Annotated in this window: 25 protein-coding genes; 10 read left to right on the forward strand and 15 right to left on the reverse strand. The window is 68.1% G+C overall.

Features of this window, described 5'->3' with window-relative positions:
• Positions 1–45: 45 nt before the first annotated feature.
• The 3 genes from rad50 to AB2U09_RS01860 all read right to left on the reverse strand — a co-directional run bounded on the left by rad50 (position 46) and on the right by AB2U09_RS01860 (position 4,646).
• Positions 46–2,748 carry a DNA double-strand break repair ATPase Rad50 gene (gene rad50, locus AB2U09_RS01850; RefSeq protein WP_459190988.1) on the reverse strand — a complete coding sequence of 901 codons (2,703 nt, stop codon included), beginning with the start codon at positions 2,746–2,748 and terminating at the stop codon, positions 46–48.
• On the reverse strand, positions 2,745–4,127 hold the full coding sequence (gene mre11 / locus AB2U09_RS01855) for a DNA double-strand break repair protein Mre11 (RefSeq protein ID WP_459190989.1): 1,383 nt from the start codon (positions 4,125–4,127) through the stop codon (positions 2,745–2,747). Before mre11 ends, rad50 begins: the two co-directional genes overlap by 4 nt.
• A gap of 252 nt (positions 4,128–4,379) precedes the next feature.
• Positions 4,380–4,646, reverse strand: coding sequence for a MarR family transcriptional regulator (locus tag AB2U09_RS01860; protein WP_459190990.1), 267 nt, complete (start codon positions 4,644–4,646; stop codon positions 4,380–4,382).
• Between the two features lie 246 nt (positions 4,647–4,892).
• Between AB2U09_RS01860 and pan1 the strand changes: the two genes are divergently transcribed.
• Together pan1 and AB2U09_RS01870 are read left to right on the forward strand one after the other, a co-directional pair.
• Positions 4,893–6,107, forward strand: coding sequence for a proteasome-activating nucleotidase Pan1 (gene pan1, locus AB2U09_RS01865; protein WP_459190991.1), 1,215 nt, complete (start codon positions 4,893–4,895; stop codon positions 6,105–6,107).
• 395 nt (positions 6,108–6,502) lie between these two features.
• Positions 6,503–6,643, forward strand: coding sequence for a hypothetical protein (locus AB2U09_RS01870; protein WP_459190992.1), 141 nt, complete (start codon positions 6,503–6,505; stop codon positions 6,641–6,643).
• Between the two features lie 31 nt (positions 6,644–6,674).
• On the opposite strand, the gene AB2U09_RS01875 is transcribed toward AB2U09_RS01870, so the two are convergent.
• Positions 6,675–7,145 (reverse strand): hypothetical protein, encoded by a 471-nt coding sequence (locus AB2U09_RS01875; protein ID WP_459190993.1) that lies wholly within the window; start codon positions 7,143–7,145, stop codon positions 6,675–6,677.
• Positions 7,146–7,147: 2 nt separating this feature from the next.
• Entirely contained in the window at positions 7,148–7,345 is a 198-nt protein-coding gene (locus tag AB2U09_RS01880) for a DUF5800 family protein (RefSeq protein WP_436923915.1), read from the reverse strand.
• Positions 7,346–7,481: 136 nt separating this feature from the next.
• Between AB2U09_RS01880 and AB2U09_RS01885 the strand changes: the two genes are divergently transcribed.
• The 3 genes from AB2U09_RS01885 (at position 7,482) to AB2U09_RS01895 (ending at position 10,303) form a co-directional block, all read left to right on the forward strand.
• Positions 7,482–8,732 (forward strand): polymer-forming cytoskeletal protein, encoded by a 1,251-nt coding sequence (locus tag AB2U09_RS01885; RefSeq protein ID WP_459190994.1) that lies wholly within the window; start codon positions 7,482–7,484, stop codon positions 8,730–8,732.
• An 87-nt stretch (positions 8,733–8,819) separates the two neighbouring features.
• The gene (locus AB2U09_RS01890) at positions 8,820–9,020 is read left to right on the forward strand and encodes a hypothetical protein (protein ID WP_459190995.1); all 201 of its coding nucleotides are present in this window, start codon (positions 8,820–8,822) and stop codon (positions 9,018–9,020) included.
• A 101-nt stretch (positions 9,021–9,121) separates the two neighbouring features.
• A complete protein-coding gene (locus tag AB2U09_RS01895) occupies positions 9,122–10,303 on the forward strand; it encodes a redox-regulated ATPase YchF (RefSeq protein WP_459190996.1) in 1,182 nt (393 codons plus the stop codon).
• 24 nt (positions 10,304–10,327) lie between these two features.
• Here the strand turns inward: AB2U09_RS01895 and AB2U09_RS01900 are convergent, their stop codons facing one another.
• From AB2U09_RS01900 to AB2U09_RS01910, 3 genes are read right to left on the reverse strand one after another with little or no spacing between them, the layout of a single operon-like run.
• Positions 10,328–10,768 carry a DUF7124 domain-containing protein gene (locus AB2U09_RS01900; protein WP_459190997.1) on the reverse strand — a complete coding sequence of 147 codons (441 nt, stop codon included), beginning with the start codon at positions 10,766–10,768 and terminating at the stop codon, positions 10,328–10,330.
• 48 nt (positions 10,769–10,816) lie between these two features.
• Entirely contained in the window at positions 10,817–11,881 is a 1,065-nt protein-coding gene (locus AB2U09_RS01905; protein WP_459190998.1) for a guanosine monophosphate reductase, read from the reverse strand.
• Between the two features lie 57 nt (positions 11,882–11,938).
• Positions 11,939–12,793: a UbiA family prenyltransferase gene (locus AB2U09_RS01910; RefSeq protein WP_459190999.1), complete on the reverse strand. Its 855-nt coding sequence runs from the start codon at positions 12,791–12,793 to the stop codon at positions 11,939–11,941.
• Positions 12,794–12,938: 145 nt separating this feature from the next.
• Here AB2U09_RS01910 and AB2U09_RS01915 point away from each other — a divergent pair, with 145 nt between their 5' ends.
• Positions 12,939–13,499 (forward strand): lycopene cyclase domain-containing protein, encoded by a 561-nt coding sequence (locus AB2U09_RS01915; protein WP_459191000.1) that lies wholly within the window; start codon positions 12,939–12,941, stop codon positions 13,497–13,499.
• 27 nt (positions 13,500–13,526) lie between these two features.
• On the opposite strand, the gene AB2U09_RS01920 is transcribed toward AB2U09_RS01915, so the two are convergent.
• Positions 13,527–13,898, reverse strand: a complete 372-nt coding sequence (locus tag AB2U09_RS01920) for a hypothetical protein (RefSeq protein ID WP_459191001.1) — start codon at positions 13,896–13,898, stop codon at positions 13,527–13,529.
• 136 nt (positions 13,899–14,034) lie between these two features.
• Between AB2U09_RS01920 and AB2U09_RS01925 the strand changes: the two genes are divergently transcribed.
• The gene (locus AB2U09_RS01925; protein ID WP_459191002.1) at positions 14,035–15,339 is read left to right on the forward strand and encodes an MFS transporter; all 1,305 of its coding nucleotides are present in this window, start codon (positions 14,035–14,037) and stop codon (positions 15,337–15,339) included.
• 40 nt (positions 15,340–15,379) lie between these two features.
• On the opposite strand, the gene AB2U09_RS01930 is transcribed toward AB2U09_RS01925, so the two are convergent.
• Both AB2U09_RS01930 and AB2U09_RS01935 read right to left on the reverse strand, forming a co-directional pair.
• Complete coding sequence (locus tag AB2U09_RS01930) at positions 15,380–16,279, reverse strand: hypothetical protein (protein ID WP_459191003.1); 900 nt, start codon at positions 16,277–16,279, stop codon at positions 15,380–15,382.
• Positions 16,280–16,378: 99 nt separating this feature from the next.
• Positions 16,379–17,500, reverse strand: a complete 1,122-nt coding sequence (locus AB2U09_RS01935; protein WP_459191004.1) for a pyridoxal phosphate-dependent aminotransferase — start codon at positions 17,498–17,500, stop codon at positions 16,379–16,381.
• A gap of 224 nt (positions 17,501–17,724) precedes the next feature.
• Between AB2U09_RS01935 and AB2U09_RS01940 the strand changes: the two genes are divergently transcribed.
• Positions 17,725–18,372: a DUF6517 family protein gene (locus AB2U09_RS01940; protein ID WP_459191005.1), complete on the forward strand. Its 648-nt coding sequence runs from the start codon at positions 17,725–17,727 to the stop codon at positions 18,370–18,372.
• Positions 18,373–18,381: 9 nt separating this feature from the next.
• On the opposite strand, the gene AB2U09_RS01945 is transcribed toward AB2U09_RS01940, so the two are convergent.
• From AB2U09_RS01945 to AB2U09_RS01960, 4 genes are all read right to left on the reverse strand, one after another.
• Positions 18,382–18,813, reverse strand: coding sequence for a DoxX family membrane protein (locus tag AB2U09_RS01945; RefSeq protein ID WP_459191006.1), 432 nt, complete (start codon positions 18,811–18,813; stop codon positions 18,382–18,384).
• Between the two features lie 49 nt (positions 18,814–18,862).
• Complete coding sequence (locus AB2U09_RS01950) at positions 18,863–19,570, reverse strand: SDR family NAD(P)-dependent oxidoreductase (RefSeq protein WP_459191007.1); 708 nt, start codon at positions 19,568–19,570, stop codon at positions 18,863–18,865.
• Positions 19,571–19,711: 141 nt separating this feature from the next.
• Positions 19,712–20,875, reverse strand: coding sequence for a thiolase family protein (locus tag AB2U09_RS01955; protein ID WP_459191008.1), 1,164 nt, complete (start codon positions 20,873–20,875; stop codon positions 19,712–19,714).
• Positions 20,876–20,928: 53 nt separating this feature from the next.
• Entirely contained in the window at positions 20,929–21,081 is a 153-nt protein-coding gene (locus tag AB2U09_RS01960; protein ID WP_459191009.1) for a hypothetical protein, read from the reverse strand.
• A gap of 126 nt (positions 21,082–21,207) precedes the next feature.
• On the opposite strand from AB2U09_RS01960, the gene AB2U09_RS01965 reads away from it, so the two are divergent.
• Positions 21,208–21,816 (forward strand): GNAT family N-acetyltransferase, encoded by a 609-nt coding sequence (locus AB2U09_RS01965; protein WP_459191010.1) that lies wholly within the window; start codon positions 21,208–21,210, stop codon positions 21,814–21,816.
• 70 nt (positions 21,817–21,886) lie between these two features.
• Complete coding sequence (locus AB2U09_RS01970) at positions 21,887–22,588, forward strand: metallophosphoesterase (RefSeq protein WP_459191011.1); 702 nt, start codon at positions 21,887–21,889, stop codon at positions 22,586–22,588.
• The last annotated feature ends 405 nt before the right edge of the window (positions 22,589–22,993 follow it).

Here is a 22,993-nt window from a genome sequence, read left to right on the forward strand (position 1 = left end):
GGCGAGAGTCCAAAAACGACCGGTTCGAAGACGCGCTGACGACGCTCAGTCGTCGGCTTCCAGTCCGAACTCGGTGAGGCGGTCCTCGGGCTGCTCGCGGGCGACGGTCGAGCGGTTCGACGTCGGGTCCTTCTCGACGCGGACGAGATCGTCGGCCGCGCCGACGAGTTCCTCGTCGTGGCTGACGACGAGAATTTGCTCGACGCCGTACTCGCGCATCGCCTCGACGAGTTCCACCAGTTGCGAAACGTGGCCCGAGTCGAGGAAGACGGTCGGCTCGTCGAGGATGAGCGGCGGCATCGGCGCGGCGCCCTCGATCCCCTCGGCGAGCAGGCGATAGATGGCACAGCGGAGGCTCAGGTTGAACAGCGCCCGCTCGCCCCCGGAGAGCTGTTCGGGGTCGAGCGGCTCGCCGTCCTTCTGGTAGACCGTGAGTTCGTACTCGCCGGAGAGCTCGATGCGGGCGTAGGAGTCGTTCTGGTAGACGAGGTCGAAGATCTCGTTGAGCATCGCCTGCAGGCTCTCGACGTTGCGCTGGCGGAGCTCCGCGCGGAGGTCGCCGTACATCCGCTGGAGCTGTTCGGTCTCCTCGTACAGCGAGTCGAGCCACTCGACGCGCTCGGCGACGTCCTCGCGTCGCTCGCGAAGGTTCTCGAGTTCCTCGATCTCCGCCTCGACGCCGCCGATGGCGCTCTGCAACTCGTCGCGGCGCTCGCGGAGGTCTTCGAGCTTCGCGTCGGCTTTCTCGACGTACTGGACGGCGTTGTCGCGCTGTTCGCGCGCCTGTTCGATCCGGTCCTCGTCGAACTCCTCCTGGAGCTCGGAGCGGCGGTCGCGCTTCTCGACGAGACGCTCGCGGCGTTCGTCGTTGGTCTCTTCGAGGTGGTCGCGGCGCTCGCGCAGGCGCTCGATGGCGTCGGTGGCGTCGGCGATTGCGTCGAGCAGGTCCTCGACGCGCTCCAGTCGCTCTCGGTCCTCGCGGATAGCGCCGCGTTCCTCGTTGATCTCGCCGACGCGCTCGCGGCACTCGTCGGCGGCGTCCTCGCGCTCTGTGGCGGTCGCACGCTTGTCCTCGGCCTCGTCCTCCAGGTCCTCGGCTTCCTCCCGGAGCGTCTCGACCTGCTCGGCCTTCTCCTCGAGGGTAGACTCGCGCTGCTCGACGAGCTGTGCGACGTTCGAGCGGTCGTTACGCCGCTGTTCGACTTCCGACTCGATCTCGACCAGCCGGTCCGCCCGTTCGAGCCGGTCTTCGAGGTCGGACTGGCGCTCGCGCGCGGATTCGAGTTCGGACTCCAGTTCGGACAGGCGCTCGCGGTCGTCGTCGATGGTCTCGACGTGCGGCGAGCCGTCCACGTCCTGCCCGCACTCGGGGCACTTGCCGGCCTCCAACAGCGCCTCGGCCTCCTCGATCGCCTCGCGCTGGTTCTCGATGTCTGACTCGAGGCCGGCGACCGTCTCGCGGGCCTCGCTGAGTTCGTCGGCGACCTCCTCGCGGAACGATTCGGCCTCACCGAACGCTACCGGCGCGTCCTCGAACTGTGCTTCCAGTTCCGCGATCCGCTCGTCGAGGTCGTCGATCTTCTCGCGGCGGTCTGCCAACGTCTCGCGGGTCTCGGCCACGTCCGCCTCCAGTTCGTCGGCCTGCTCGCGCTTCGCCTCGGCTTGCGATTCGAGGTCGTCGGCGTTCTCCCGGAGGTTCTCCGCCTTGGTCGTGTGCTCGCTCACCTCGGCGGTCACCTCGTTCAGCGACTCCTGCAACTGCTCGTCGCGTTCGGACAGTTCGTCGAGGCGCTCGTCGACGGCGCCGGGACTCGGCGGGTCCTCGGCGTCGCCGTCGAGTTCGGTGTCCGGGAGCAGGTCGCCGAGCTCCTCGCGGCGCTGCTCGCGGGTTTCCCGTTGCTCGTCGATCTCCTCGGCCAGTTCCTCGCGGTCGCGTTCGGTTTCGGAGATCTGCTCGCGGAGGTCCTCGATGTCCGACTCGAGGTCGGCGAGGTCCTCCCGTTTCTCTTCGTAGGCGTCGAGGATCTCGGCGGCCTGGTCCCGAGTCTCGACGGCCTTCTCTCGCTGTTCCTCGAAGCGCTCGATCTCGGCCGAGACCTCCTGATGTTCGGTCTTGCGCTCGTTGAGCGCGGCGTGGAGCTCTTTCTCCTCTTTAGCCTCGATCTGATCGTCTATCTGCGAGAGTGCGCCGCGCTTGTCGTCGCGGACGCGGCCGACGCCGACGCGGGCGTCGCTGGCGCGCTCGCGGTAGTCTTCGAGCTTGCCGAGTTGCAACAGCGAGTCGAGCATGTCCTGCCGTTGGCTCGGTGAGGCGTTGATGAGCTTGTTCACCTCGCCCTGCCGGACGTACGCGCAGTTGACGAACGCCTCGGCGTCCATCCGGAGGAGGTCCTCCACGTAAGCACGCACGTCGCGGGCTCCCTCGACGGTCACGTCCGGCCCTTCGAGGACGCATTTGGCAGTCTGGGCTTGCTCGCCCGTCGCCCGCACGCGACGCTCGACGTGGTAGTCCTCGCCGTCGTGGGCGAACCAGAGTTCGACCTCCGCGTCGTCGGCGCCGATGGTGACCACCTCGTCGAGAGTGTTGTCCAGCGCCTTCGACCCGTAGAGTGCGAAGAAGCAGGCCTCCAGCAACGAGGACTTGCCGCTGCCGTTCAGGCCGTGAATGACCGTTACGCCGCGGTCGAGCCGCAGGTCCGCGTCGTCGTAGCACTTGAAGTTCGAGAGCCTGACGCGCTCGAACCTCACAGGTACTCACCCATCGTTGCCTGGTCCTCGGGGTCCTCTTCCGACGGAGCGTCCGTCTCCGCCGAAGCGTCCTCGTCCGACCCGTCGCTCGGTTCTGCTGGCTCGTCCTCTGCTGATCCCCCGGAGTCGTCCGATCTATCGGCGTCAGCGGTCACCGAGCCACCGTCTGCCGTGGTCTCCGGGTTCTCCGCTACTTCGCTTTCCCCGTCGTCCGGTGCGTCGCCCGAGTCTCCTGATCCGTCGTCACCTTCGTCCGCGGCGATGTCGGCGGAGGCGAACTCTTCGGGGTCGCCCTCCTCGACGAGGTCGCTCACCTTCGATTCGATCTCTGCGGCGACGTTCGAGTCGGCGATCTTGCTCGCGCGGACGGTCTCGTCGAGCGTTCGGGCGGCGCTGCTCAGCCCGAGTTCGCGGACGCGCTCGCGGACGGCGTCGTCCGGGTCGGCGAACGAGACCTCTCGCTCGGTCTCCTCGGGCGTCTCCCGGCGGTCGGTGACTCGGGCGACGAGCGCGCCGCGGTCGAGCGCGAACTCCTCGACCGCTGCGGGCGTGATCGGGTCGCCCTCGCCGTCGATGGTGACGACGACGACGGCGTCCTCGACGTCGTACTCGCCGACACGCTGGCGGACGCGTTCGACGCCCTCGCTCTCGCCGAGTTCCAGATCGACGAAGACGAACTCACGAGTGTCGAGGCCGCGCCGGCGGACGTCCACCCCGCCGTCGAAAGTGACGACGTTGTAGCCGCGCTCGGCGCGCTCTGCGGCGCTCGTCCGCTCGGTCGATCCGCAGTAGGTCACCCAGGTGTCGTCGACCTCGGCGGTGTCGGCGTGGTGGTTGTCGCCGAGCAGGAGCGCGTCGAAATCGACGGCTGCGGCGTCGAAGATTTCCTGTGGGTCCCACTCGCCGAAGTCGAACGGTTCGAACAGGCCGTGGGTCACGAGAGCGGCGTGGTCGCAGTCGTGGCCGTCGCAGTCCATCTCGAAGTTCTCGCGCCGGGACCGGGGCACGAAGTCGAGTCCGTAGAAGGCGGTGTCCCCGACCGTCACTGGTTCCGAGCCGAGACGGGTCGCGAGGCCGAGCGATTCGAAGAGGTCCAGCCACTGGCCCTCGCGTTTGGCCTCGTGGTTGCCGACGATGGCGAGGAAGGGCACGTCGGCGTCGTCGAGGGTCCGCAGGACGGAGAGGGTCCCCATGATGTCGTCGAGGGTCGGTCGCCGGTCGTGGAAGAGGTCGCCGGCGTGGACGACCGCGTCGACGTCCTCGGCCACGGCGTCGTCGACCACCTGCCGGAACGCGTCCAGATAGTCCCGTTTGCGCTCCGGCCGGTGGTACTGCCGGTAGCCGAGGTGGGTGTCCCCGGTGTGTATCACGCGCGTCATCTGTCACCGGGTACGAAACCCCCGCCTAAAGAGGTGTCGCGAGCGCGGTGGAAGTGTTCCCGCGCGGTACGGTCGGGCTACCGACCGAAGTCTCCCAGCACGCGGTCCGGCCCGGTCTGTGGCGCTATCCGCGTGAGTGAGGCCGGGTCGATAGCAGTCGCTCGGCGCGCGGTAATCGTTCGAATCCGAACACGAAACAGCGCTACGGGCGAAAATCACTCGACTCGATCGGGTATTCGACGTCGAGCGCGGTTATTCGATGTCGAGCGTGTAGATGCGCTTGCGCGCGTCGGCGAAGGAGAATCGGGAGCTGACGACATCTACGTCCTCAAGGCGGTTGAGCGCGTAGCGGACGGTCCGCGGCGGGAGGAGCGTCTCTTCGGCGAGCTGACTCTGGGTCAGTGCGTCGTTGTACTCCAGGGTCTTCGCCACCAGCTTGGCGCTGGGCGGCAGATCGCGGACCGCATCCCAGCCGTCCGCTGCCGGCGATTCTGGCTCCGCAGTCTCGGGCGTACTCATCTCACTTGTCGCTTCTGGATACAGCCTAATAATATTTCCCGTTTCGAATAATTACCTCAGTGAATTAAGCGGCAAGAACCGCGACGGCGATCCGGCGGGTCGGGACCGGTAGGGAGTCGGTACGGATCGACCGCTGACTCAGGTGATGCGACGGTAGCGTGCTTGCCGGCGGGGTATTCGTGCGGATCGGCAAGTGACCCTCCTGACCCGAAACCTCTTATTATCTCATCCGCTAGCAGGGGTGTAATGACCGACACCGTGGACGAGGTGGACCTGCCGTACGACGACGACGCCTCCCAGCAGGACAAGATCGAGGCGCTTGAGGAGCGCCTCGAGGTCCTCGAATCCCAAAACGAGGAGATGCGCGACAAACTCCTCGACGCGAACGCCGAGAACAACAAGTACCAGCAGAAGCTGGAGCGACTGACCCACGAGAACAAGAAGCTCAAGCAGTCGCCGCTGTTCGTCGCCACGGTGCAGGAGCTCACCGACGACGGGGTCATCATCAAACAGCACGGCAACAACCAGGAAGCTATCACCGAGGTCACCGAGGAGATGCGCGACGACCTCGAACCGGACTCCCGGGTCGCCGTCAACAACTCCCTCTCGATCGTCAAAAGTCTCGAAGACGAGACTGACGTCCGCGCCCGCGTGATGGAAGTCGACCAGTCCCCCGACGTCACCTACCAGGACATCGGCGGCATCGAGGACCAGCTCGAAGAGGTCCGCGAGACCGTCGAGATGCCGCTGGAGCACCCCGACATGTTCGAAGAAGTCGGCATCGAGCCGCCGAGCGGCGTGCTCCTGCACGGCCCGCCGGGCACGGGGAAGACGATGCTCGCCAAGGCCGTCGCCAACCAGACCGATGCGACCTTCATCAAGATGGCCGGGTCCGAGCTCGTCCACAAGTTCATCGGCGAGGGCGCCAAGCTCGTCCGCGACCTGTTCGAACTCGCCCGCCAGCACGAGCCCTCGGTCCTGTTCATCGACGAGATCGACGCCATCGCCGCCAAGCGGACCGACTCGAAGACCTCGGGCGACGCGGAGGTCCAGCGGACGATGATGCAACTGCTCTCGGAGATGGACGGCTTCGAGGACCGCGGCGAGATCCGCATCATCGCCGCCACCAACCGCTTCGACATGCTCGACCGCGCCATCCTCCGCCCCGGCCGGTTCGACCGCCTGATCGAGGTGCCCAAGCCCGACATCGAGGGCCGCGAGCAGATCTTCAAGATCCACACTCGCAACATGAACCTCGACGAGGAACTCGACTTCGAGCAGCTCGCCGACATGACCGGCGAGGCCTCGGGCGCCGACGTGAAGGCCGTCTGCACCGAGGCCGGGATGTTCGCCATCCGCGACGACCGCACCGAGGTGCGGATGCAGGACTTCCTCGACGCCTGGGACAAGATCCAAGCCGAGGACGACGCCGACGAGGACGTCTCCCGGACGTTCGCGTAATCGCGGCCGCTTCTATTCGGGTCCGAGCCGCTCGTTCCGGTTTTTCTCCAGTTTCTGGTCGACGAACGCGTTTACCTGTCTGAACAGGAGCACCACGCTGAGAAAGGACGCGCCGAGCGCGACGGCCAATCACCAGGACCGCCGTCCCCCATTCCGACGGTGACCGCGGCGAACAGCGAGAGCACGCCCGCCTGAACGAACCAGAAGAACGACCGGGCGAGTACGCCCCAGTCGTGCGATCTTTCCAATCCTGTTATACGGAGTGAAATATAGGAGGGCACAATTATTCGTTCCGTCTCCGGAAGGCAGGGGCGATCCCCGCTGGAAGGCCGATAGGAACCGATGACAGGCCGCCCGGCACGAACGACTAAGACCGGGGCGTTCGATTACGCCGTATGAACGTGCGATCGCGCTTCGAGGGTCCGGCGTGGGTAACGGCGGTCGCCACGCTCGTCAGTTACGGCCTCGTCCTGCTCGTCATGTTCCTCGTGCTGTTCGTCGCCCCCTTCCTCGTCTACACGGCAGTGATCGCCTGATCCGGTCGATCTGCGGACGGGAAGCGGGCGGTCAGTACTCGCCCACGGTCGCGCTCATCCCGCTCTCGTACACCGAGAGTTCGACGAAGAAGTTCCCGGGCGTGTCGCCGACTTCGGCCCAGACGCCGATACGCTCGTCGTTGTCTGCCGTCGCCTGGACGTACAGCAATCCCGTCGCGTTCGAGGAGTCGAGCGGCGTCGCCGTCGTCCCCGGGTCGACGGTCAGGTCGTACGCGTCTCGCCACTCGACGTCGAACGCGCCGAGATCACCGGCTGCCGCCGCGCGTTCGAATCGCTCGCGGAAGGAGTCCGGCCGGTCTTCCAGCGGGTCCAGTTCACCGACCTTCCAGACACGGAGGGCGACCGCGCGGGATGCACCGCTTTCGTTCTCGACGGCGTACGGCGGGCGGTCGTCCGAGCCGCTTCCGGACGCGAGCGAACACCCGGCCACCGCGACCGTCGCGGGAACCGCCGCGAGCAGGGCCCGCCTCGTCGCGTCCATCCTCAGTCCACGATGTCGGCGATCCGACGCGCTTCGCCGGATGGCGAGGCGTTCTTCTCGACCAATCGGAGGACCTCGTGGTCGGTGACCTCGGGGTAGGGCTTCTGGGTGGCGTCCTCGATGAGCGACTTCTCCAGGCGGAAGTCGTGACCCTCGTAGACCACGTCGACCCCCTGCTCGTCGAAAGAAAGTACCGTCATGCCCGGCGGTAAGCCGTCGCCGAATAAATATCTGGAGGTGTCGTCGGCGGGCCCACACCGGGACCGTCAGACAAGCGTCAGACGCCCGTCGTGCACGGTGTCAGGGTTTATTACCACGGAAATCGCTTATCGTGGTGTGCCGATCCGATCGGACCCGCTCGACGAACTGACTATCCCCGACGGCACCACGGTCGAGGAGCACGACCTGGTGACCGACGGCGACGTGATAGTCGGGGGACAGAGCACCGTCGAGTTCGGCGTCCGCGGCGACGACGTGATGGCCGGCGAGCGCGTGACCTTCGGCGGCCACATCGAGGCCGAGGGCGACTGCCGGCTGGACATGTGGAGCGAGGTCGAGGAGGACGTCCTCGTCGGCGGCGATGCCTACCTCGGCGAGCGCGTGCAGGTCGGCGGCGAACTCAAGGTCGCCGGCAACGTCGACATCGGCGACGACGTCGACATCGACGAGCGCTTCGAGGCGAACGGTCACATCACCATTCGCAACCCGATGCCGACGGTCGTCTTCCTCGTGGTCTACCTCTCGCAGTTGCTACGCATCGGCGAGGAGGAGGCCGCCGAGGACCTGGCGAACCAGCTCGTCGAGGCCGAATCCGACGAGGACCAACCCGTCGTCGTCCCGCGGGGCGCCCGCGTCAGCGACGACGCCTGGCGCGTCTCCACCCCCGCCCGCATCGGCGACGACTGCCGCCTCCACGGCAACGTCCGCGCCGAGGAGCTGACCGTCGGCGCCGACAACACGATCTTCGGGAGCCTCCGCGCCCGGGGCGACGTCTTCGTCGGCGAGGACACCGAGATCAAAGGCGACGTGACCACCAGGAACGGCGACGTGTCCGTCGCCCGCGGCGCGACGGTCTGGGGCGACATCTCCGCCGAGGACGTCGAACTCCACGAACACGCCATCGTCGAGGGGAAGATCCGCGTCAGCGGCGAACTCACGCAGGTCCGCGACGCGCTCGGTCCCGACCCCGACGAGGACGAATCCGAGGACGATCCCGACGAGTCCGCGGTCGAGACGGACGAAACGGCCGACGGGGCCGCCGACGAGCCGAAAGAGGCCGACGAAGCGGCCGTCAGTGGGTCAGACGGACCCAACGACATCGACGGAGACGACTCCGCCGGCCAAGACCCGGATGCAGTCACTGATGCCGACGATGCAGGAGCAGTGGCCGAAGCCGCTGCCGGCGACCAGAGCGCCCACGAACCGACCGAAGACGCGGACGACGAGACGCCGCCGGCAGTCGAGAGCCGGGACGCGGTCGAAGCGGAACTCGACGGCGTCGTCCCGATGATGGGCGCGGACGCCGACCCCGCTCACAGCGAGAACGGTCACGACGAAGACACGGAAATCGTTCCGGACGCCGACTGACTGCGCTCCCCTGGCTATCTGCGGTGAGCGCGCCACTGTCAGAGCGTATAGTAAACTATTTTTATCAGTGCGGAATGCTGACAGGGTATGGGTTACGGGGCAAAACTCGTCCAACGAGTACCGCTGTTTTTCCTCCTCATAGGACTGGCAGCGTTCGGAATGGGTAGCAAAGCGTCGCGGACGAATGCGGGAGCACAGATCCCGGACTGGGTCGGCTTCCTGTTGATCGGCGGTAGCGTCGTGCTTTGGGTCGTTATCAACATCGTCGTCGGAGTCGGCTCTGAGTAAGGGGCGCGTCCGCCGCTCACGTTGCTGCGGGTCAGCCGAGCGCGGTCGTCGACGGCCCAGGGACCGAAAGCGGCTTTTTCGGGCCTGTAGTACCCCGTAGTATGCTCTCTATCGCGCTTGCCGGCAAGCCGAACGCCGGCAAGTCGACCTTCTACAAGGCGGCGACGATGGCGGACGTGGACGTGGGCAACTACCCGTTCACGACCATCGACGCCAACCGCGGCGTGACCCACGTCCGCACGGAGTGTCCCTGTCTCGACCGCGAGGAGCGCTGCGGCCAGGAGAACTGCCACGACGGCAAGCGCTTCGTCCCCGTCGAGTTGCTGGACGTGGCCGGTCTCGTCCCCGGCGCCCACGAGGGTCGCGGCCTCGGCAACCAGTTCCTCGACGAACTGTCGAACGCCGACGTGATCCTCCACGTCGTCGACGCATCGGGGGGCACCGACGAGGAGGGCGAACCGGTCGAAGTGGGCGAACACGACCCCGTCGAGGACCTGCAGTTCATCGAGGAGGAGATGGACCTCTGGCTGGCGAGCATCGTCGACCGCAACTGGGAGTCCATCGAGCGGGCCTCCCGCTCGCCCGACTTCGACATCGACGAGGAGCTGGCGGATCTCTTGACCGGCGTCGGCGCCACCGAACTCGACGTGGCCCGCACACTGCGGGACCTCGATTATCCCGACGACCCTATTCAGTGGACCGACGAGCACCGCGAGGAACTCGCCAGCGACATCCGCGAGCGGACGAAACCCATCGTCGTCGTGGCGAACAAGGCCGACGTGGCCCCGCCCGAGAACCTCCAGGCGCTCAAAGAGCGCAACGAAGCGACTATCCCGACCACCGCGGACGGCGAACTCGCCCTGCGGAAGGCCGCTGAGGCGGGCGTCGTCGACTACGATCCCGGCGACGAGGACTTCGAGATCGTCGGCGACGTGAGCGACCAACAGGAGCAGGGGCTCGAACAGATCCGCGACGTGATGGCCGACCACGGCGGCACGGGCGTCCAGCAGGCGCTCGATACCGCCGTATACGACGTGCTCGATCAGATCACGGCCTACCCCGTGCAGGACGAGACCCACTGGACCGATGGACAGGGGAACACCCTCCCCGACGCGTTCCTCCTGCAGTCCGGGTCGACGCCGAAGGACCTCGCTTACGCCGTCCACTCGGACATCGGCGACGGCTACCTCCACGCCGTCGACGCCCGGAAGAACATGCGGATCAGCGACGAGGAGGAACTGGAGGAGGGCGACGTGATCAAGATCGTCTCGACGGCGAACTGAGCGGGTCGAGGATCGAGCGGTCGGTCACTCCGTGATCCGGGTCCAGAGACGGGCGAGCAGTCCCGGATCCGACGAGTCGCCGCGGCTGGCGCGGTCCCCGAGCGACCACCCGGCGGCGTCGGCCACGTCGCCGGGGCGGCGGAACTCCCAGCCGGTCGCGTCCGCGATCCGGCGGTCCTCGGGGGTCGTCCCGACGAAGACGTGTCGCGGCGCGTCGCTCGACTCGCGGATCCCCTCCATCGCGAGCCAGATGTCCCGGTCGCCGAGGTCGAAGTCCTGGAGGAGGTCATGTTCGGCGACGAAGTCAGCGACTGCATCGGTGTCGTTCGAGACGACGCCGACGTAGCGACTCCACTCGCGGGCGTCCTCGAACACCGCCGCGGGCTCGGCGAACTCGCGGATCGCATCGAGTTCGAACGCGAGGGTCATCTCGCCGCTCCGGCCGGCCTCGGCGTCGACGCTCATGTGCGAGCGTTCGGTTTCCCCGGGTAAAACTGCTGGCCGGTTCGGCGCTCAGTCGTCGACGACGACGGTCTCCCAGTCGTGGTCACCGTGGGCGCCCTCGCGTTCCTTGGCGGCCTGATCGACCTTGATAAACTCGGCCTTCTCGCGGGCCTCGGAGATGGTGTGGCCGCCGCAGTAGGACAGTCCCGAGCGGATGCCGGCGCAGAACTCCTCGGCGACGTCCGCGAGCGGGCCCTTGTATTCGGTGAAGCCTTCGACGCCCTCGTCGGCGTCGATCTCGGTCTCGGCGTCCTCCTTGTCAGAGCGCTCCTCGGCGGCCGCGGTCGTCGCCATGCCGCGGGACTTCTTGAATCGCTCGCCGTCGATCTCGACGATCTCCGGCGGCGTCTCCTCGGTACCGGCGAAGAGGCTGCCCATCATCACCGTGTCGGCGCCGGCCATGAGCGCCTTGACGGCGTCGCCCGACGAGCGGATACCGCCATCGGCGATGATCGGGATGCCGAGGTCGTCGGCCGCGTCCGCGCAGTCGTCGACTGCAGTGAGTTGCGGGACGCCCGCGCCGGCGACGCGGCGGGTCGTGCAGTGGCTGCCGGGACCGATGCCGACTTTCACGCAGTCCGCGCCGGCCGCGTAGAGGTCCTCGACGCCCTCGGCCGTGGCGACGTTGCCGACGACGAGGTCGGCGTCGGGGAACTCCGCGCGGAGGCGTTCGACCGTGTCGAGACAGCGTTCGAGGTGGCCGTGGGCCACGTCGACCACGACGCAGTCGGCGCCGGCATCGACGACCGCGCCGGTGCGAGCGACGGCGTCCTCGGCGATACCGACGGCGGCGCCGACTTGCTGGCCGGCGTCGACGACCCGCTCGACGGCGTCGGCCTGCTCGTCGACGGTCATGAAGCGGTGGATCGTCCCGAATCCGCCGGCTCGGCCGAGCGCGATCGCCGCGTCGGGGCCTGTCACGGTGTCCATCGGGGCCGACAGGAGGGGCGTGTCCAGTTCGATGTCGGCGGTCAGGCGGGTCGAGAGATCGACGTCGCTCCGGCTGTCGACGGGCGAGCGCTGGGGGACCAGCAACACGTCGCCGTACGAGAGCCCGGTGCGAAGGTTTTCCATGCCGACACCACAGTATCAGTTCCCGAAGTAAAACACTGCTGATCCGATCACCGCGGCTCAGCCGAGCGGGCGGAACCACACGGCCGCGACGAGGACCGCGAGGAAGAGGTACGAGCCGCGGATGAGCAACATCGTGGCGAGTTCCGGCTCGGCGCGGCGGGCGACCAGCGCGACGGCGCCGAACGCGAGCGCGGCGAGGCCGGCGCTCGGCGGAATATCGCGAAGGCCGACCGCCAGCAGGACCACCGCGACCATTCCGGTCGCCATCAGTGCGTACGCGGCCCTGTAGGCCCCGCGCGTCCCGAGCACCACTGCGACCGTTCGCTTGTCGATCGAACGGTCGTACTCGTAGTCCTGGGCGTCGTCGATGACCTTGATCCCCGAGAGGAAGCAGAGAAAGACGCCCGCCAGCCCGAGGACTGCGGGTGTGAGGTCGCCGGCCTGCACGTAGTATCCGCCGAGCAGCCCGAGGGCGATGCCGGTGGGATAGCCCGCCGTTGCGCCGACGGTGTAGGTGTCGAGTTGCGGCGCGTGGAAGTACCCGAGCGCCCACGTCGGCGCCGTGATCGCAGCGGCGCCCGGCCCGACGGTGAGCCAGAGACCGGCAAGCGCCGCCGCGAACCCGGCGGTCGAGCCGACGAGCGCCCTGCGGCACGCCGGTGCGGAGAGCGGGTGGTCGTCGTCCTCGCCGCGAATGTGGAAGTCGACGTAGCCGTCCTTGACGTGGGCGGTGTAGACCGCGAAAAACAGCGCCGCGACGTGGAGCGCGGCCGTCACCGGTGCGACCCGCCCGGCGAACACCGCGCCGAACAGCGATGCCGCGAGCGGCGGCAACATGAACACCGGATGGACTTGCGAGAGCAGCGCTCGCGCGATTTCCCCACCACCCTGGGCATGCGTGACATCCCCCATGACTCACTCCAAGGCCGGGAGCCCCTACGTTCTTTCGTCGTGTCGGGTTTACATGTTCGAAGTGCCGTCCGAGGAGTGCCTCGGCGGCGGACCCGTCGCATATCTCCACCCGGTCGCTCATGTGCGTGGCACCGCTTTCGACGGTATGGACAGCGACCGGACGCGCCGGCTCGCCTGGGGATTGTTCGGCTTCGGCGTCGTCGCGCTGTGGCTGACCGTCGCCGGACCGGTCGGGCCGCTCGGCCTGCTCGCGGCAGTGGTCTGGTTCGCTCCCGCGATCGGCGTCCGGACGGGCGCACTCGGGGACGACGGGTCCCCCCTCGTCCGGGCGACCGCAGCCGGACTCGCGCTGTTCGCCATCGCCGCTCTGTTCCGCCCGCTTTCGGCGCTTGTGCTCCCCGACATCGGTGTACTCGGTTCGTACACGTATCTCGCCACGGAGGTCGCGTTCGGGGCAATCGCGTTCGTCCTGCTCTCTCGGGCGGGTCGCGGCGCGCTCCGCCGGGCGGCCGTCACTGTCGCCGCCATCTACCCGCTCGCGTACGTCTGGGACTGGTACACGCTGGAAGTCGGCGTGTTCGCCGTCACGCTGCGGACCGGCGTCGAGTTCGCAGCAATTCCGCTGGAAGAGCACCTGTTCATGGTCGTCGTTCCCGCGCTGATCCTCGGCGTCCACGAGACGCTGAACGCACGGACGGGCGAATAGCGACCGCGCTCCGGCAGGGTCGGGCGCTCAGACCAGGTTGTCGTCGTCGAAGACGAACGCTGAGACGTGGGAAGCGAGGCGGCGCGCGTCGGACTCCGTCTGGGCGTGCAGTTCGCCGGCGACCGGACCGGTCTCGCCGCCGACCGACTCCGTCTGGGAGTGGGGATCGACCTCGATCGAATAGGAGCGCAGCGAGCGCACGTGTTCGCGGAGCTTCCGGAGGGCGGTCTCGGTCAGTTCCCTGTCGAGGTGCTGGAGGTCGTACCGGACGACGAACCCGCGTTCGGCGTCGCGCACCGCGACGACGGGGAGCCCCCGATCGGCGCAGCTGTCCCACAGCGCCTGCCCCTCCGCCTTCGTCTCGTACACCGGGACGTTCGACGGCGCCAGCTGGTCCATCACTTCCAGTTGGGCCGGGAGGGTTTTCGGTATTGCGCCCGCAACGTCCGGGTCGACTCAGTCCCACACCTGTCATCAGGACTACTCCAACGCCGTTCAGGAAACCGTCAAGTCGGCGTCGTTCGACGTTCGGGGCGTGCGCGTCGACCTGTCGAGTCCCCGGGCGCTCATCCGGCGCTATTATCTGTTCCAGGCGCTGGCGGCCGTCGGGTTCATCTCGCCGATCTTCGCGCTGTTCGTCCTCCGGGATCTGACTTACCCGCAGTACGGGACGCTCAGTGCCGTCTACTCGCTGCTGATCGTCGCCGGGGAGATCCCGACTGGGTACGCGGCCGACCGGTTCGGCCGTCGGGACACGCTCGTCGCGAGCAAGGTCGCGATGGCGTGTTCGCTGGTCGGGTTCGTGGCGGTCGACTCGTTCGTTTCCTATCTCGTCGTCTACGCCGTCTGGGCGCTCGGCATCGCGCTGACCTCGGGGACGGGCGGCGCGTGGCTCTACGAGGTGCTCGAATCGACGGTCGGCGAAGACCGCTTCACGACCGTCCGCGGTCGCGGACAGGCGGTCGCTCGCTGGTCGTCGGCCGTCACGACTATCCTCGGCGCGGTCCTGTACGGCTTCGACCCGCGCTATCCGTTCGTCGCCGCGGGGGCGCTCATGTTCGCCGGCGCAGGCGTTATCGCCACGCTCCCCCGGACCGAGCAGTTCGAGAACGGAGAAGCGGCCGGTCCGTCGGTTCGCGAGGCGGTCCCGTTGCTCCGAGACCGGCTCGCTCGGCCGCCGCTACGGGCGTTCGTCCTGTTCGCTGCGCTGCTGTTCGGCGTCGTCGGCGCCGGCAACCAGTACGTCCAGCCCATCGCCGTCGCCGCCGTGGAAGGGGCCAACCTCTCCGCGCTCCCGTTCGCGAGCACCGTGAAGACAGCAACCGCCGAGGGGGGATTCCTCGCAGGGGTTCCGCTGTCCGCTGAAACCGGGCTGGGGCCACTGTACGCGAGTTTCGCCGTCGTCGCCGCGGCGGTGAGCTACTACGCGGGACCGATCGAGTCGCGGCTGGGACTCCGTCGCGTGCTCGCGCTCGCGGCAGTGACGCTCGCGGCGGCGACGCTCGTCCCCCTCGCGGTCCCGCTGGCCGCGTTCGCCTCGTTCTACCTCCTGCGGGTCGTCCACTATCTGCTCCGGCCGATGGTGGAGAACCACGTCAACGACCGCGTCGAGGACGCGGGGCGCGCAACGGTCCTCAGCGCCGCATCGATGGTGTTCAATCTCGCGCGGACGCCGTTCGTCGTCCTCGCGGGCGTCGCGGCCGGCGCGCGCGGGCCGATCGCGGCCTACGGCGCGCTCGGCGTCCTGCTCGTCGTGACCGCCGTTCCGCTTTCCGTCTTCGGATCCCCGTTCCCGGTGACTGACGAGGTCGAGGACGGTGACGACGCGACGCCGCAGTAACTGGGTGACCGGAAACGCGCTCGAGCGACTTGCAGCCGACTCAGATCGCGCCGGTCAGGAGCGCGGCGACGGCGAGAGAGACGACCGCAAGTGCGGCGCCCGCGGGTCCGGCCTTGACCCGGCGGCGGAGCTGACGGCGGACCGTCTCGCCGCCCCGGTCGACGAGAATCGTCCCGGGTCCGCCCATCGCCGTCCGGCCGTCGGCCGTTCCGAAGACCGTCACGCTGTCGCCGGGTTCGATCCGGGCTTCCTCGTAGACCCGCGAGCGATCCGGGTCGTCGAGGCCGGCGTCGGTCGCATACGCGCTCACGCGGTCCGAGACGCCCTCGCGTTCGAGCGCGACGAAGTCCGACGACGACCGACCGCCGACGGGCCAGACGTCGAGCGACGCTTCGCCCGCGTCTACCCGGACTCGTTCGGTCGCTGACTGGACGACGCAGGTCGTGCCGTCGAAATCGCGGTGGATCGGTGGCGGACCGCCCCGGCGGAACATGCCCGAGTGTTCACTGACTTTGACCGCCCACGCCAGACACGGCTCGCCGCTCAGCGGCGCTTCGACCGTCGCTCCACCCTCGGCCTCCGCGGTGCCGGCGACGAAGTCACCGTCGCGGAGCCGCCGGTACCGACGGACGTTGCTCACGGCCAGCGCGACGCAGAACAGCCCGACGCCGAAGCCCAGGAGCGCGAAGACGACCGGGAACCGCATCGGTTCTCCCTCGTCGGGGATTCCTCCCGCCGCGGCGATCCAGGTGAATCCGGTGAAGAAGACGAGTAGTCCGGTGAACCCGGCCCAGCGGTCGATACCCAGCGGTCGGGTGATCGTCCCGACGCGGGCGAAGAGGTTCGCGTACTTCCCGAAGGCGTAGCCGAACGCCAGCGTCGGGACGAGGACGACGAGCAGGAAGCCGGCGGCGATTACCGATACCAGACTCAGCGCCATCACCGACCGTGAGCGGCAACCGATAGTAAAACCCGACGGATCGCGGTTCGTTCACGTCGCGGGGTGCGACCCGGCGCCGTGCGGCGCCGTCCGATCGCCTCACTGCACGGCGGCGTGGGCCTCGTCCATAATCTCGAGCGCTTCCTTCAGCGTCTCGACGCCGGTCGCGTAGGAGATGCGGGCGTAGCCCTCGCCGTGATCGCCGAAGGCGTCGCCGGGGACGACCACGACGCCGCGGTCGATCACCTCGTCGACGAAGCCCTCCGGGACCTCCGGCATCGCGTAGAACGCGCCGTGGGGGGTCGGACACTCCAGCCCGATGTCTGCGAGGCCGTCGAGCAGCACGTCCCGGCGCTCCTCGAAGGCGGCGACCATCTCGTCGACGCAGTCCTGCGGGCCGGTGAGCGCGGCCTCGGCGGCGTACTGGGCGGCCGCCGTCGCGCAGGCCTGTCCGTACTGGTGGACTCGCAACATCCGCTCGATCCGGCGGTTCGACCCGGTGACCCACCCGAGCCGCCAGCCGGTCATCGAGTAGGTCTTCGAGCAGGCGCTCACGACCACGACGTTGTCCGTCTCGGCGAACTCGATCGGCGAGCGGTGCTCGCCCTCGAAGACGATGTGTTCGTACACCTCGTCGGAGATGCAGAGCACGTCGTGCTCGTCGGCGATCCGGGCGAACTCCCGCATGTCGTCGGGGGACTGGACCGCGCCGGTGGGGTTCGCTGGGCTGTTGACGATGAACGCCGCGGTGTCGTCGGTGATGGCCTCCTCGACGGCCGCCGGATCCATCGTCAGGTCGTCGCGGAGCGCGACCGGCTTCGGATCGCCGCCCGCGAGCGTCGTCAGCGCGTCGTAGGAGACGAACCCCGGGTCGGGGAAGACGACTTCCTCGCCGGGGTCGACGTGGGCCTCCAGCGCGATGTGCAGCGCCTCGCTCCCGCCGGCGGTGGCGATGACGTTCTCGGGGTCGACATCGAGGCCACGATCCTCGGCGTAGCGGCCGGCGATGGCCTCGCGGAGCGACTCGGTGCCCTTGTTCGAGGTGTAGCCGTCGGCCTTCCCCGAGCGGATGGCGTCGACCGCTCCCTCGCGGGCGTGCTCCGGCGTCGGGAAGTCCGGCTGGCCGAGCCCGAGGTTGATGGCGTCCTCGCCCGCTGCCTCGAAGACCTCGCGGATCCCGCTGATCGAAACCTGCTCGACGCGACGAGAGAACTCCGTCATACCTCTATCCCGGATGCGCATCCCGATAATTGTTGAGGGTCTCACCGCCGTCCGTCGAACGCCAGCCGCGAGATGCCTTCGATAGACGTTTCAAATACACTATCAATTCCGAGCCATCACCTTCGAGTTGTCGTTCAAATCACGAATAGAACGTATCTTTCAACCGCCTGTCTCCCATTCCCCGGAGCGTCACACTTACCCGTGCTCTGATACAACAGCGCTCTATGTACATGCGACAGGCGGTCGTCGCGCTCGCGGTCGTCCTCGCGACGGTGACCGCTGGATGCGGATTCATCACCGGACAGGAGCCACTCACCGTCAGCGCGGATCCGGCGACGGTCGGCGACAGCGCCCAGTCCGAGACCGGCTACGAGGAGCGGAACGTCACCGCGTCGACCGTCACGCGCAACGTCAGCGCCGCGGGGCAGACTCGACAGGTCGAGGTGACCAACCAGCAGGCGAGATACGAGCGGGCGGTCGACCTCGGACCGCTCGGGTCCCAGCGCGCCGCCGTGTTCGTCACCTTCGCCAGCCCGGAGGTCGAGGCCGTGGGCCAGACGTTCAACCCCATCTCGGACATGAGCACGCGCGATATCCTCCAGCAGTTCGAGTCCCAGTACGAGGGCCTGACCGTCGGCGACCGCGTCGAGAACCGGAGCGTTCGCGCGCTCGGGGGCCAGCGCACGCTGCAGAAGTACGAGGGGACCGCGACGCTGGCCGGTAGCGAGGTCGACGTGTACGTCCACGCCGCGAAATTCAAACACGAGGGCGACCACATCGTCGCCGTCGCCATCTACCCCCAGCAGATCGATGGCGAGGAGGAGAACGTCGTCTCGCTCGTGAACGGACTGGAGCACGACGGCGACGAGTAGTTGCCGCTTTCACTTTCCTGTCTGTCTGAGGGCGTCGATGAGGACAGCCCAGGCCAGCGCCGAGAGCCCGACGTCCCGGACGAGCACGTCGACGAAGAACCCGCCCTCGACGACGGCGGCGAGCGCCAGGTAGGCTGTCGTTGCCGAGAGCGAGACGGCCGCAACGCCGGCCGCGAACGCGGTCCACCGGTCGGCGAGGATGGCCGCGCCGAAGCCGACTTCGAGGACGCCGTTTATCAGCATGAACGCGACTGGTGAGACGACCAGCCACGGCGCCAGCCAGTCGGTGACGTACGCCGCCCAGACGCCGGGCGCGAGTAGCTTGTGGACGCCCGCGAGAAACACCATCGCGCCGAGGCCGACGCGAGCGACCGAGAGCGGCCTCGGCGCGCGGTCGGCGAGTCTGCTCACAACGTCCTCGGCGCGGCGACGAGTACCCATCGCTGCGTCGTTGGGACCGTCCGCCCAAAACGACACCGGGCCGACCGGGTCAGAACTCCTCGAGGTGCGGGCGCAGGTCGAGTTCGAGCGTCCACGCCGAGCGGTCCTGTTCGACGAGGTGCCAGTAGCTCTCGGCGATCTCCGCCGGGTCGAGGAACGTCTCCTCGTCGCGATCGGGGTTTGCCTCCGCCGCGCTCGGCGTCAGTATCTGCCCGTCGATGACGACGTGGGCGACGTGGACGCCTTCCGGGCCGAGTTCGCGGGCCATGCTCTCGGCCATCCCGCGGGCGGCGAACTTCGCCGCCGAGAAGCCGATGGCGCCGTCCCGGCCGCGCAGCGCAGAGGTGGCACCGGTGAAGATGATCGTCCCGCCGTCGCCGTCGACCATGTCCTCGGCGGCCTCCTGGGAGGCTACGAACGCGCCGCGCCCGTTGACTGCCCACGCCCTGTCGACATCGTCGACGGACGCGTCGAGCAGCCCCGACCACGACCCCGCACTCGCGTGGTTGACCAGCAGGTCGACGCTCCCCCACTCGGAGCGCACAGTTTCGAACGCCTCGCGTATCTCGTCGGGCCGCGCGAGGTCGGTCGGGACCGCGAGTCCGGCCCCCGGGTCGGGGAGGTCCTCGGCGAGGTCCGCGATGTACTCCTCGGAGCGCGCCAGCAGGGCAACCCGACAGCCCTCTGCGGCGAACTTGCGTGCGAGCGATTCACCCAGTCCGGGGCCGACGCCGGCTATCACTGCCGTTTGTGCCATATGCGGTGAGAGGGACGCCAGCGACAAAGTGGCTCGGTCGCCGCTGGCGGCCCCGCTAGCACTTCACCGCGACAGCAACACTATTACAGCACCGCCACCGCCGACGCTCACTCGCGACGGCGCTGGCGGTTACAGCGTAACTCACTGCGACAACAGCATCATCACCGCCCCGCCACCGCCGACGCTCATCCCCACCACCCCGTAGTCGTGGTCCTCCCTGACCATCGCGTGGGCGATCGTCGTCGCCAGAATCCCACCGCTGGCGCCGATCGGATGGCCGAGCGCGACGGCGCCGCCGAGCGGGTTGAGCCGCTCCTCGGGGATGCCGAGCCGGTCGCGGACGTAGACCGTCTGGGCGGCGAAGGCCTCGTTGACCTCGTAGTGGTCGACGTCGTCGACGGCCAGCCCGTTTCGGTCCAGCAGCCCCTCGATGGCGTCCCCGACGGCCTGCGAGAACTCCGCGGGGTCGCGGTAGGCGACGGCGTAGTCCTCGACGTAGACCATCGGGCCGAGTCCCCGTTCCTCGGCGGCCTCCGCGCTGGCGAGGAGGACGCCGCCCGCGCCGTCGGCGAGTTTCGAGGCGTTGCCCGGCGTGATCGTCCCGTCGTCGCGGAACGCCGGCGGGAGCTGGACGAGCCTGTCGAGCGACGTGTCGGCGCGGGGCCCCTCGTCTTCGGTGACGAGGCGGTCGTCCGCTTCGACGGGGACGAGTTCCTCGGCGAAGCGACCCTCCTCGATGGACGCGGCAGCCCGGCGGTTGCTCCGCAGGGCGTAGCGGTCCTGGTCCTCGCGGCTGACATCGTGTTCGTCGACCAGCGCCTCGATTAGTTCGCCCATGTGGGCGTCGTAGCCTACGTCCCACAGCGCGTCGAAGATCATCGAGTCGACCAGCTCGGTGTTGCCGTGGCGCCGCCCCTCGCGCAGCTCCCGGAGCAGGTACGGTGCGTTGGACATCGACTCCATCCCGCCGGCGGCGGCGACGTCGGCTCGTCCGGCGTCGATGCGGTCCGCCGTGAGCATGATCGCGCGCAGTCCCGACCCGGACGCCTCGTTGACGGTAGTCGCGGGCGTATCGTCCGGGAGTCCGGCCTCGACGACGGCCTGCCGCGCGGGGACCTGTCCGACCCCCGCCTGCACGGCGTTGCCGAGGCCGACCCAGTCCAGGTCCCCGGGATCGACGCCCGAGCGGTCGACGAGGGCTTCCAGAACAGCGGCGCCGAGGTCCGGCGCGCGCACGTCCGAGAGCGACCCGAGCATCGCTCCGTGGGCCGTCCGCGCCCCCTCGACTATCACGACGTCTGTCATGTGTATCGAGTGGTTCGCCCGCGCGCACTATCGGTCTTCCCCCGGGTCCGAACTCACTCCTCGGCGGCCTCGCGCAGGTCCGAGAGGTGGTCGCGGACCACCGTCAGCGTCGCGTCCGCGTCGGCGTAGCCCTGGTCGTACTCCCCGAGCGCCGTGTCGGTCTTCTCGAGGAACTCTTCCACTGCCGTCTGCAGGTCGTCGGTCATACTCCTCCGTCGGCGTTCCGGCGGTAAAATACCCCTACGTCCGCCCCTCGGGAGAACGGACGATCCCGCGAGAATCGGTGCCACGCACGGGAAAGCGCTTTTCCGCTGGCCCGCTCGGGTAGGCGTATGTCCGATCTCTTCCCCGAGCGCATCGAGACGGAGCGGCTCGTCCTCGAGGCGGCGACGACGGAGACGCTCGACCCGCTGGAGCAGTACGAGTACGTCCGCGAGGGCGCCCCGCACATCGACGAGATCACCGAGTACGTCACCTGGACCCCTCACGAGACGCCGAAGGAGACCGAGGAGTTTCTCGAACAGATCACCGAACGGCGCGAGCAAGGCGAGGGCGCCTCGTACGTGATCCGACCCAGAGCGGGCGAGGACGGCGCCGGCGAGTTCGCTGGCTTCACCGGGATGAGCGTCGACTGGGACCGCCAGACCGCGACGTTCGGCGCGTGGCTCCGCAAGCGCTTCTGGGGGCGCGGGTACTCCGGCGAGCGCGCGGCGGCGTTCATGGAAGTGGCCTTCGAGCGACTGGATCTGGAGGCCGTGGTCGTGACGGTCTTCGACGGCAACGAGAAGTCCCGCAAGGCGGTCTCGCGATATATCGAGGCCCACGGCGGCCACCGCGAGGGGCTCCTCCGCAACTTCCAGGAGAGCATGGACGGCTCCGTCGCCGACGTCCACCGGTTCACCGTCACCCGAGAGGAGTATCTCGACGCAACTGGGGAGTGACCTTGGGAACCGTCAGTCGACGTCGTGGGGTGCGTCAGGTCTTTGCCTACCCGTGTCCGAGTGGCGAGCGATGGACCCCGAGTACCGCGATCGGGCGGTCTTCCTCGACGGGACGCTCGTCGTCGCGGACCTCCACTTCGGCAAGGCCGAGGCCTCGTCGGTCGAGTTCCCCATCGGCGCCGGCGAGGACTGCGTCGAGCGACTGGAGAGCTTACTCGCCCACTTCGAACCTGACGAGGTCGTCCTCGCCGGTGACGTGTTCCACTCGTTTCGCTCCGTCCCGGACAGCGCCGACACCGCCCTCTCGGCGATCACTCGGGTCGTGCGCGAAGCGGGCGCTCGCCTCGTCGTCGTCGAGGGGAACCACGACACGATGCTCGGCGACGTCTACGCGGGCGACCTGCACGACGAGTACGTCCTCGACACCGACGGCGACGAGACCGTCGTCGTCACCCACGGTCACGAGGAACCCGAGACCGCAGCAGATCGGTACGTGATCGGCCACGACCACCCCGCCATCGAGATCGAGGGCCGGAAGCGCCCGTGTTTCCTCGTCGGCGACGGCGCCTATCGGCGCTCGGACGTGATCGTGGTACCGGCGTTCAACCGACTCGTCGAGGGACTGCTGGTGAACGGCCGTCTCGGTACGTCTCGACCGGAACTGTCGCCGATGGTGACCCGCGTCGCGCAGTTCCGCCCCGTCGTGTTCGACGCCGAGAGCGACGAGACGTTGACGTTTCCGCCGCTCGGCCAGTTCTCCCGGATGTTGTAGTCGAGCGCGTTCGTCGATGGCTGTCGAGTATTTTCGCTGGATTCGCTAGGAGTGGGTGTTACCCCAGAGTGAACTGGAAGACGAAAGTCCTTGGCGCGCTCGCTAGGAGTGATTGCGACCGCAGGGAACAGTGGGCGTTGAAAGCCCTCGACGCGCTCGCGGTCGCTGAGCGGCATATCCTCGCGGCCGGGGGCCGCTTCGGATAGGGGCCGCTCAGGCGACTGGATAAACGCGAGCCCGTCTCGCCCGTTCAGTCCACCAGGGACAGCACCTGCCTCGCACGGCACCGCAGACAGCCACAACCCTCCCCAGCCGATTGCGCTTCTCGGCCTGCGGCCTGCGATGCGCATCCACCGTCAGAGCAAGCTCTGACGAGCCTTCGCTCGCAAGCTCGCGAAGACCTCG

The sequence above is a fragment of the Halosimplex yunnanense genome, from assembly GCF_054504345.1.

Excerpts from the sequence above, each read along its gene's own strand:
- mre11 (WP_459190989.1), bottom strand. The coding sequence starts at position 4,127 with ATGACGCGCGTGATACACACCGGGGACACCCACCTCGGCTACCGGCAG.
- AB2U09_RS01860 (WP_459190990.1), bottom strand. The coding sequence starts at position 4,646 with ATGAGTACGCCCGAGACTGCGGAGCCAGAATCGCCGGCAGCGGACGGC.
- pan1 (WP_459190991.1), top strand. The coding sequence starts at position 4,893 with ATGACCGACACCGTGGACGAGGTGGACCTGCCGTACGACGACGACGCC.
- AB2U09_RS01870 (WP_459190992.1), top strand. The coding sequence starts at position 6,503 with ATGAACGTGCGATCGCGCTTCGAGGGTCCGGCGTGGGTAACGGCGGTC.
- AB2U09_RS01875 (WP_459190993.1), bottom strand. The coding sequence starts at position 7,145 with ATGGACGCGACGAGGCGGGCCCTGCTCGCGGCGGTTCCCGCGACGGTC.
- AB2U09_RS01880 (WP_436923915.1), bottom strand. The coding sequence starts at position 7,345 with ATGACGGTACTTTCTTTCGACGAGCAGGGGGTCGACGTGGTCTACGAG.
- AB2U09_RS01890 (WP_459190995.1), top strand. The coding sequence starts at position 8,820 with ATGGGTTACGGGGCAAAACTCGTCCAACGAGTACCGCTGTTTTTCCTC.
- AB2U09_RS01895 (WP_459190996.1), top strand. The coding sequence starts at position 9,122 with ATGCTCTCTATCGCGCTTGCCGGCAAGCCGAACGCCGGCAAGTCGACC.
- AB2U09_RS01900 (WP_459190997.1), bottom strand. The coding sequence starts at position 10,768 with ATGAGCGTCGACGCCGAGGCCGGCCGGAGCGGCGAGATGACCCTCGCG.
- AB2U09_RS01905 (WP_459190998.1), bottom strand. The coding sequence starts at position 11,881 with ATGGAAAACCTTCGCACCGGGCTCTCGTACGGCGACGTGTTGCTGGTC.
- AB2U09_RS01910 (WP_459190999.1), bottom strand. The coding sequence starts at position 12,793 with ATGGGGGATGTCACGCATGCCCAGGGTGGTGGGGAAATCGCGCGAGCG.
- AB2U09_RS01915 (WP_459191000.1), top strand. The coding sequence starts at position 12,939 with ATGGACAGCGACCGGACGCGCCGGCTCGCCTGGGGATTGTTCGGCTTC.
- AB2U09_RS01920 (WP_459191001.1), bottom strand. The coding sequence starts at position 13,898 with ATGGACCAGCTGGCGCCGTCGAACGTCCCGGTGTACGAGACGAAGGCG.
- AB2U09_RS01930 (WP_459191003.1), bottom strand. The coding sequence starts at position 16,279 with ATGGCGCTGAGTCTGGTATCGGTAATCGCCGCCGGCTTCCTGCTCGTC.
- AB2U09_RS01935 (WP_459191004.1), bottom strand. The coding sequence starts at position 17,500 with ATGACGGAGTTCTCTCGTCGCGTCGAGCAGGTTTCGATCAGCGGGATC.
- AB2U09_RS01940 (WP_459191005.1), top strand. The coding sequence starts at position 17,725 with ATGTACATGCGACAGGCGGTCGTCGCGCTCGCGGTCGTCCTCGCGACG.
- AB2U09_RS01945 (WP_459191006.1), bottom strand. The coding sequence starts at position 18,813 with ATGGGTACTCGTCGCCGCGCCGAGGACGTTGTGAGCAGACTCGCCGAC.
- AB2U09_RS01950 (WP_459191007.1), bottom strand. The coding sequence starts at position 19,570 with ATGGCACAAACGGCAGTGATAGCCGGCGTCGGCCCCGGACTGGGTGAA.
- AB2U09_RS01955 (WP_459191008.1), bottom strand. The coding sequence starts at position 20,875 with ATGACAGACGTCGTGATAGTCGAGGGGGCGCGGACGGCCCACGGAGCG.
- AB2U09_RS01960 (WP_459191009.1), bottom strand. The coding sequence starts at position 21,081 with ATGACCGACGACCTGCAGACGGCAGTGGAAGAGTTCCTCGAGAAGACC.
- AB2U09_RS01965 (WP_459191010.1), top strand. The coding sequence starts at position 21,208 with ATGTCCGATCTCTTCCCCGAGCGCATCGAGACGGAGCGGCTCGTCCTC.
- AB2U09_RS01970 (WP_459191011.1), top strand. The coding sequence starts at position 21,887 with ATGGACCCCGAGTACCGCGATCGGGCGGTCTTCCTCGACGGGACGCTC.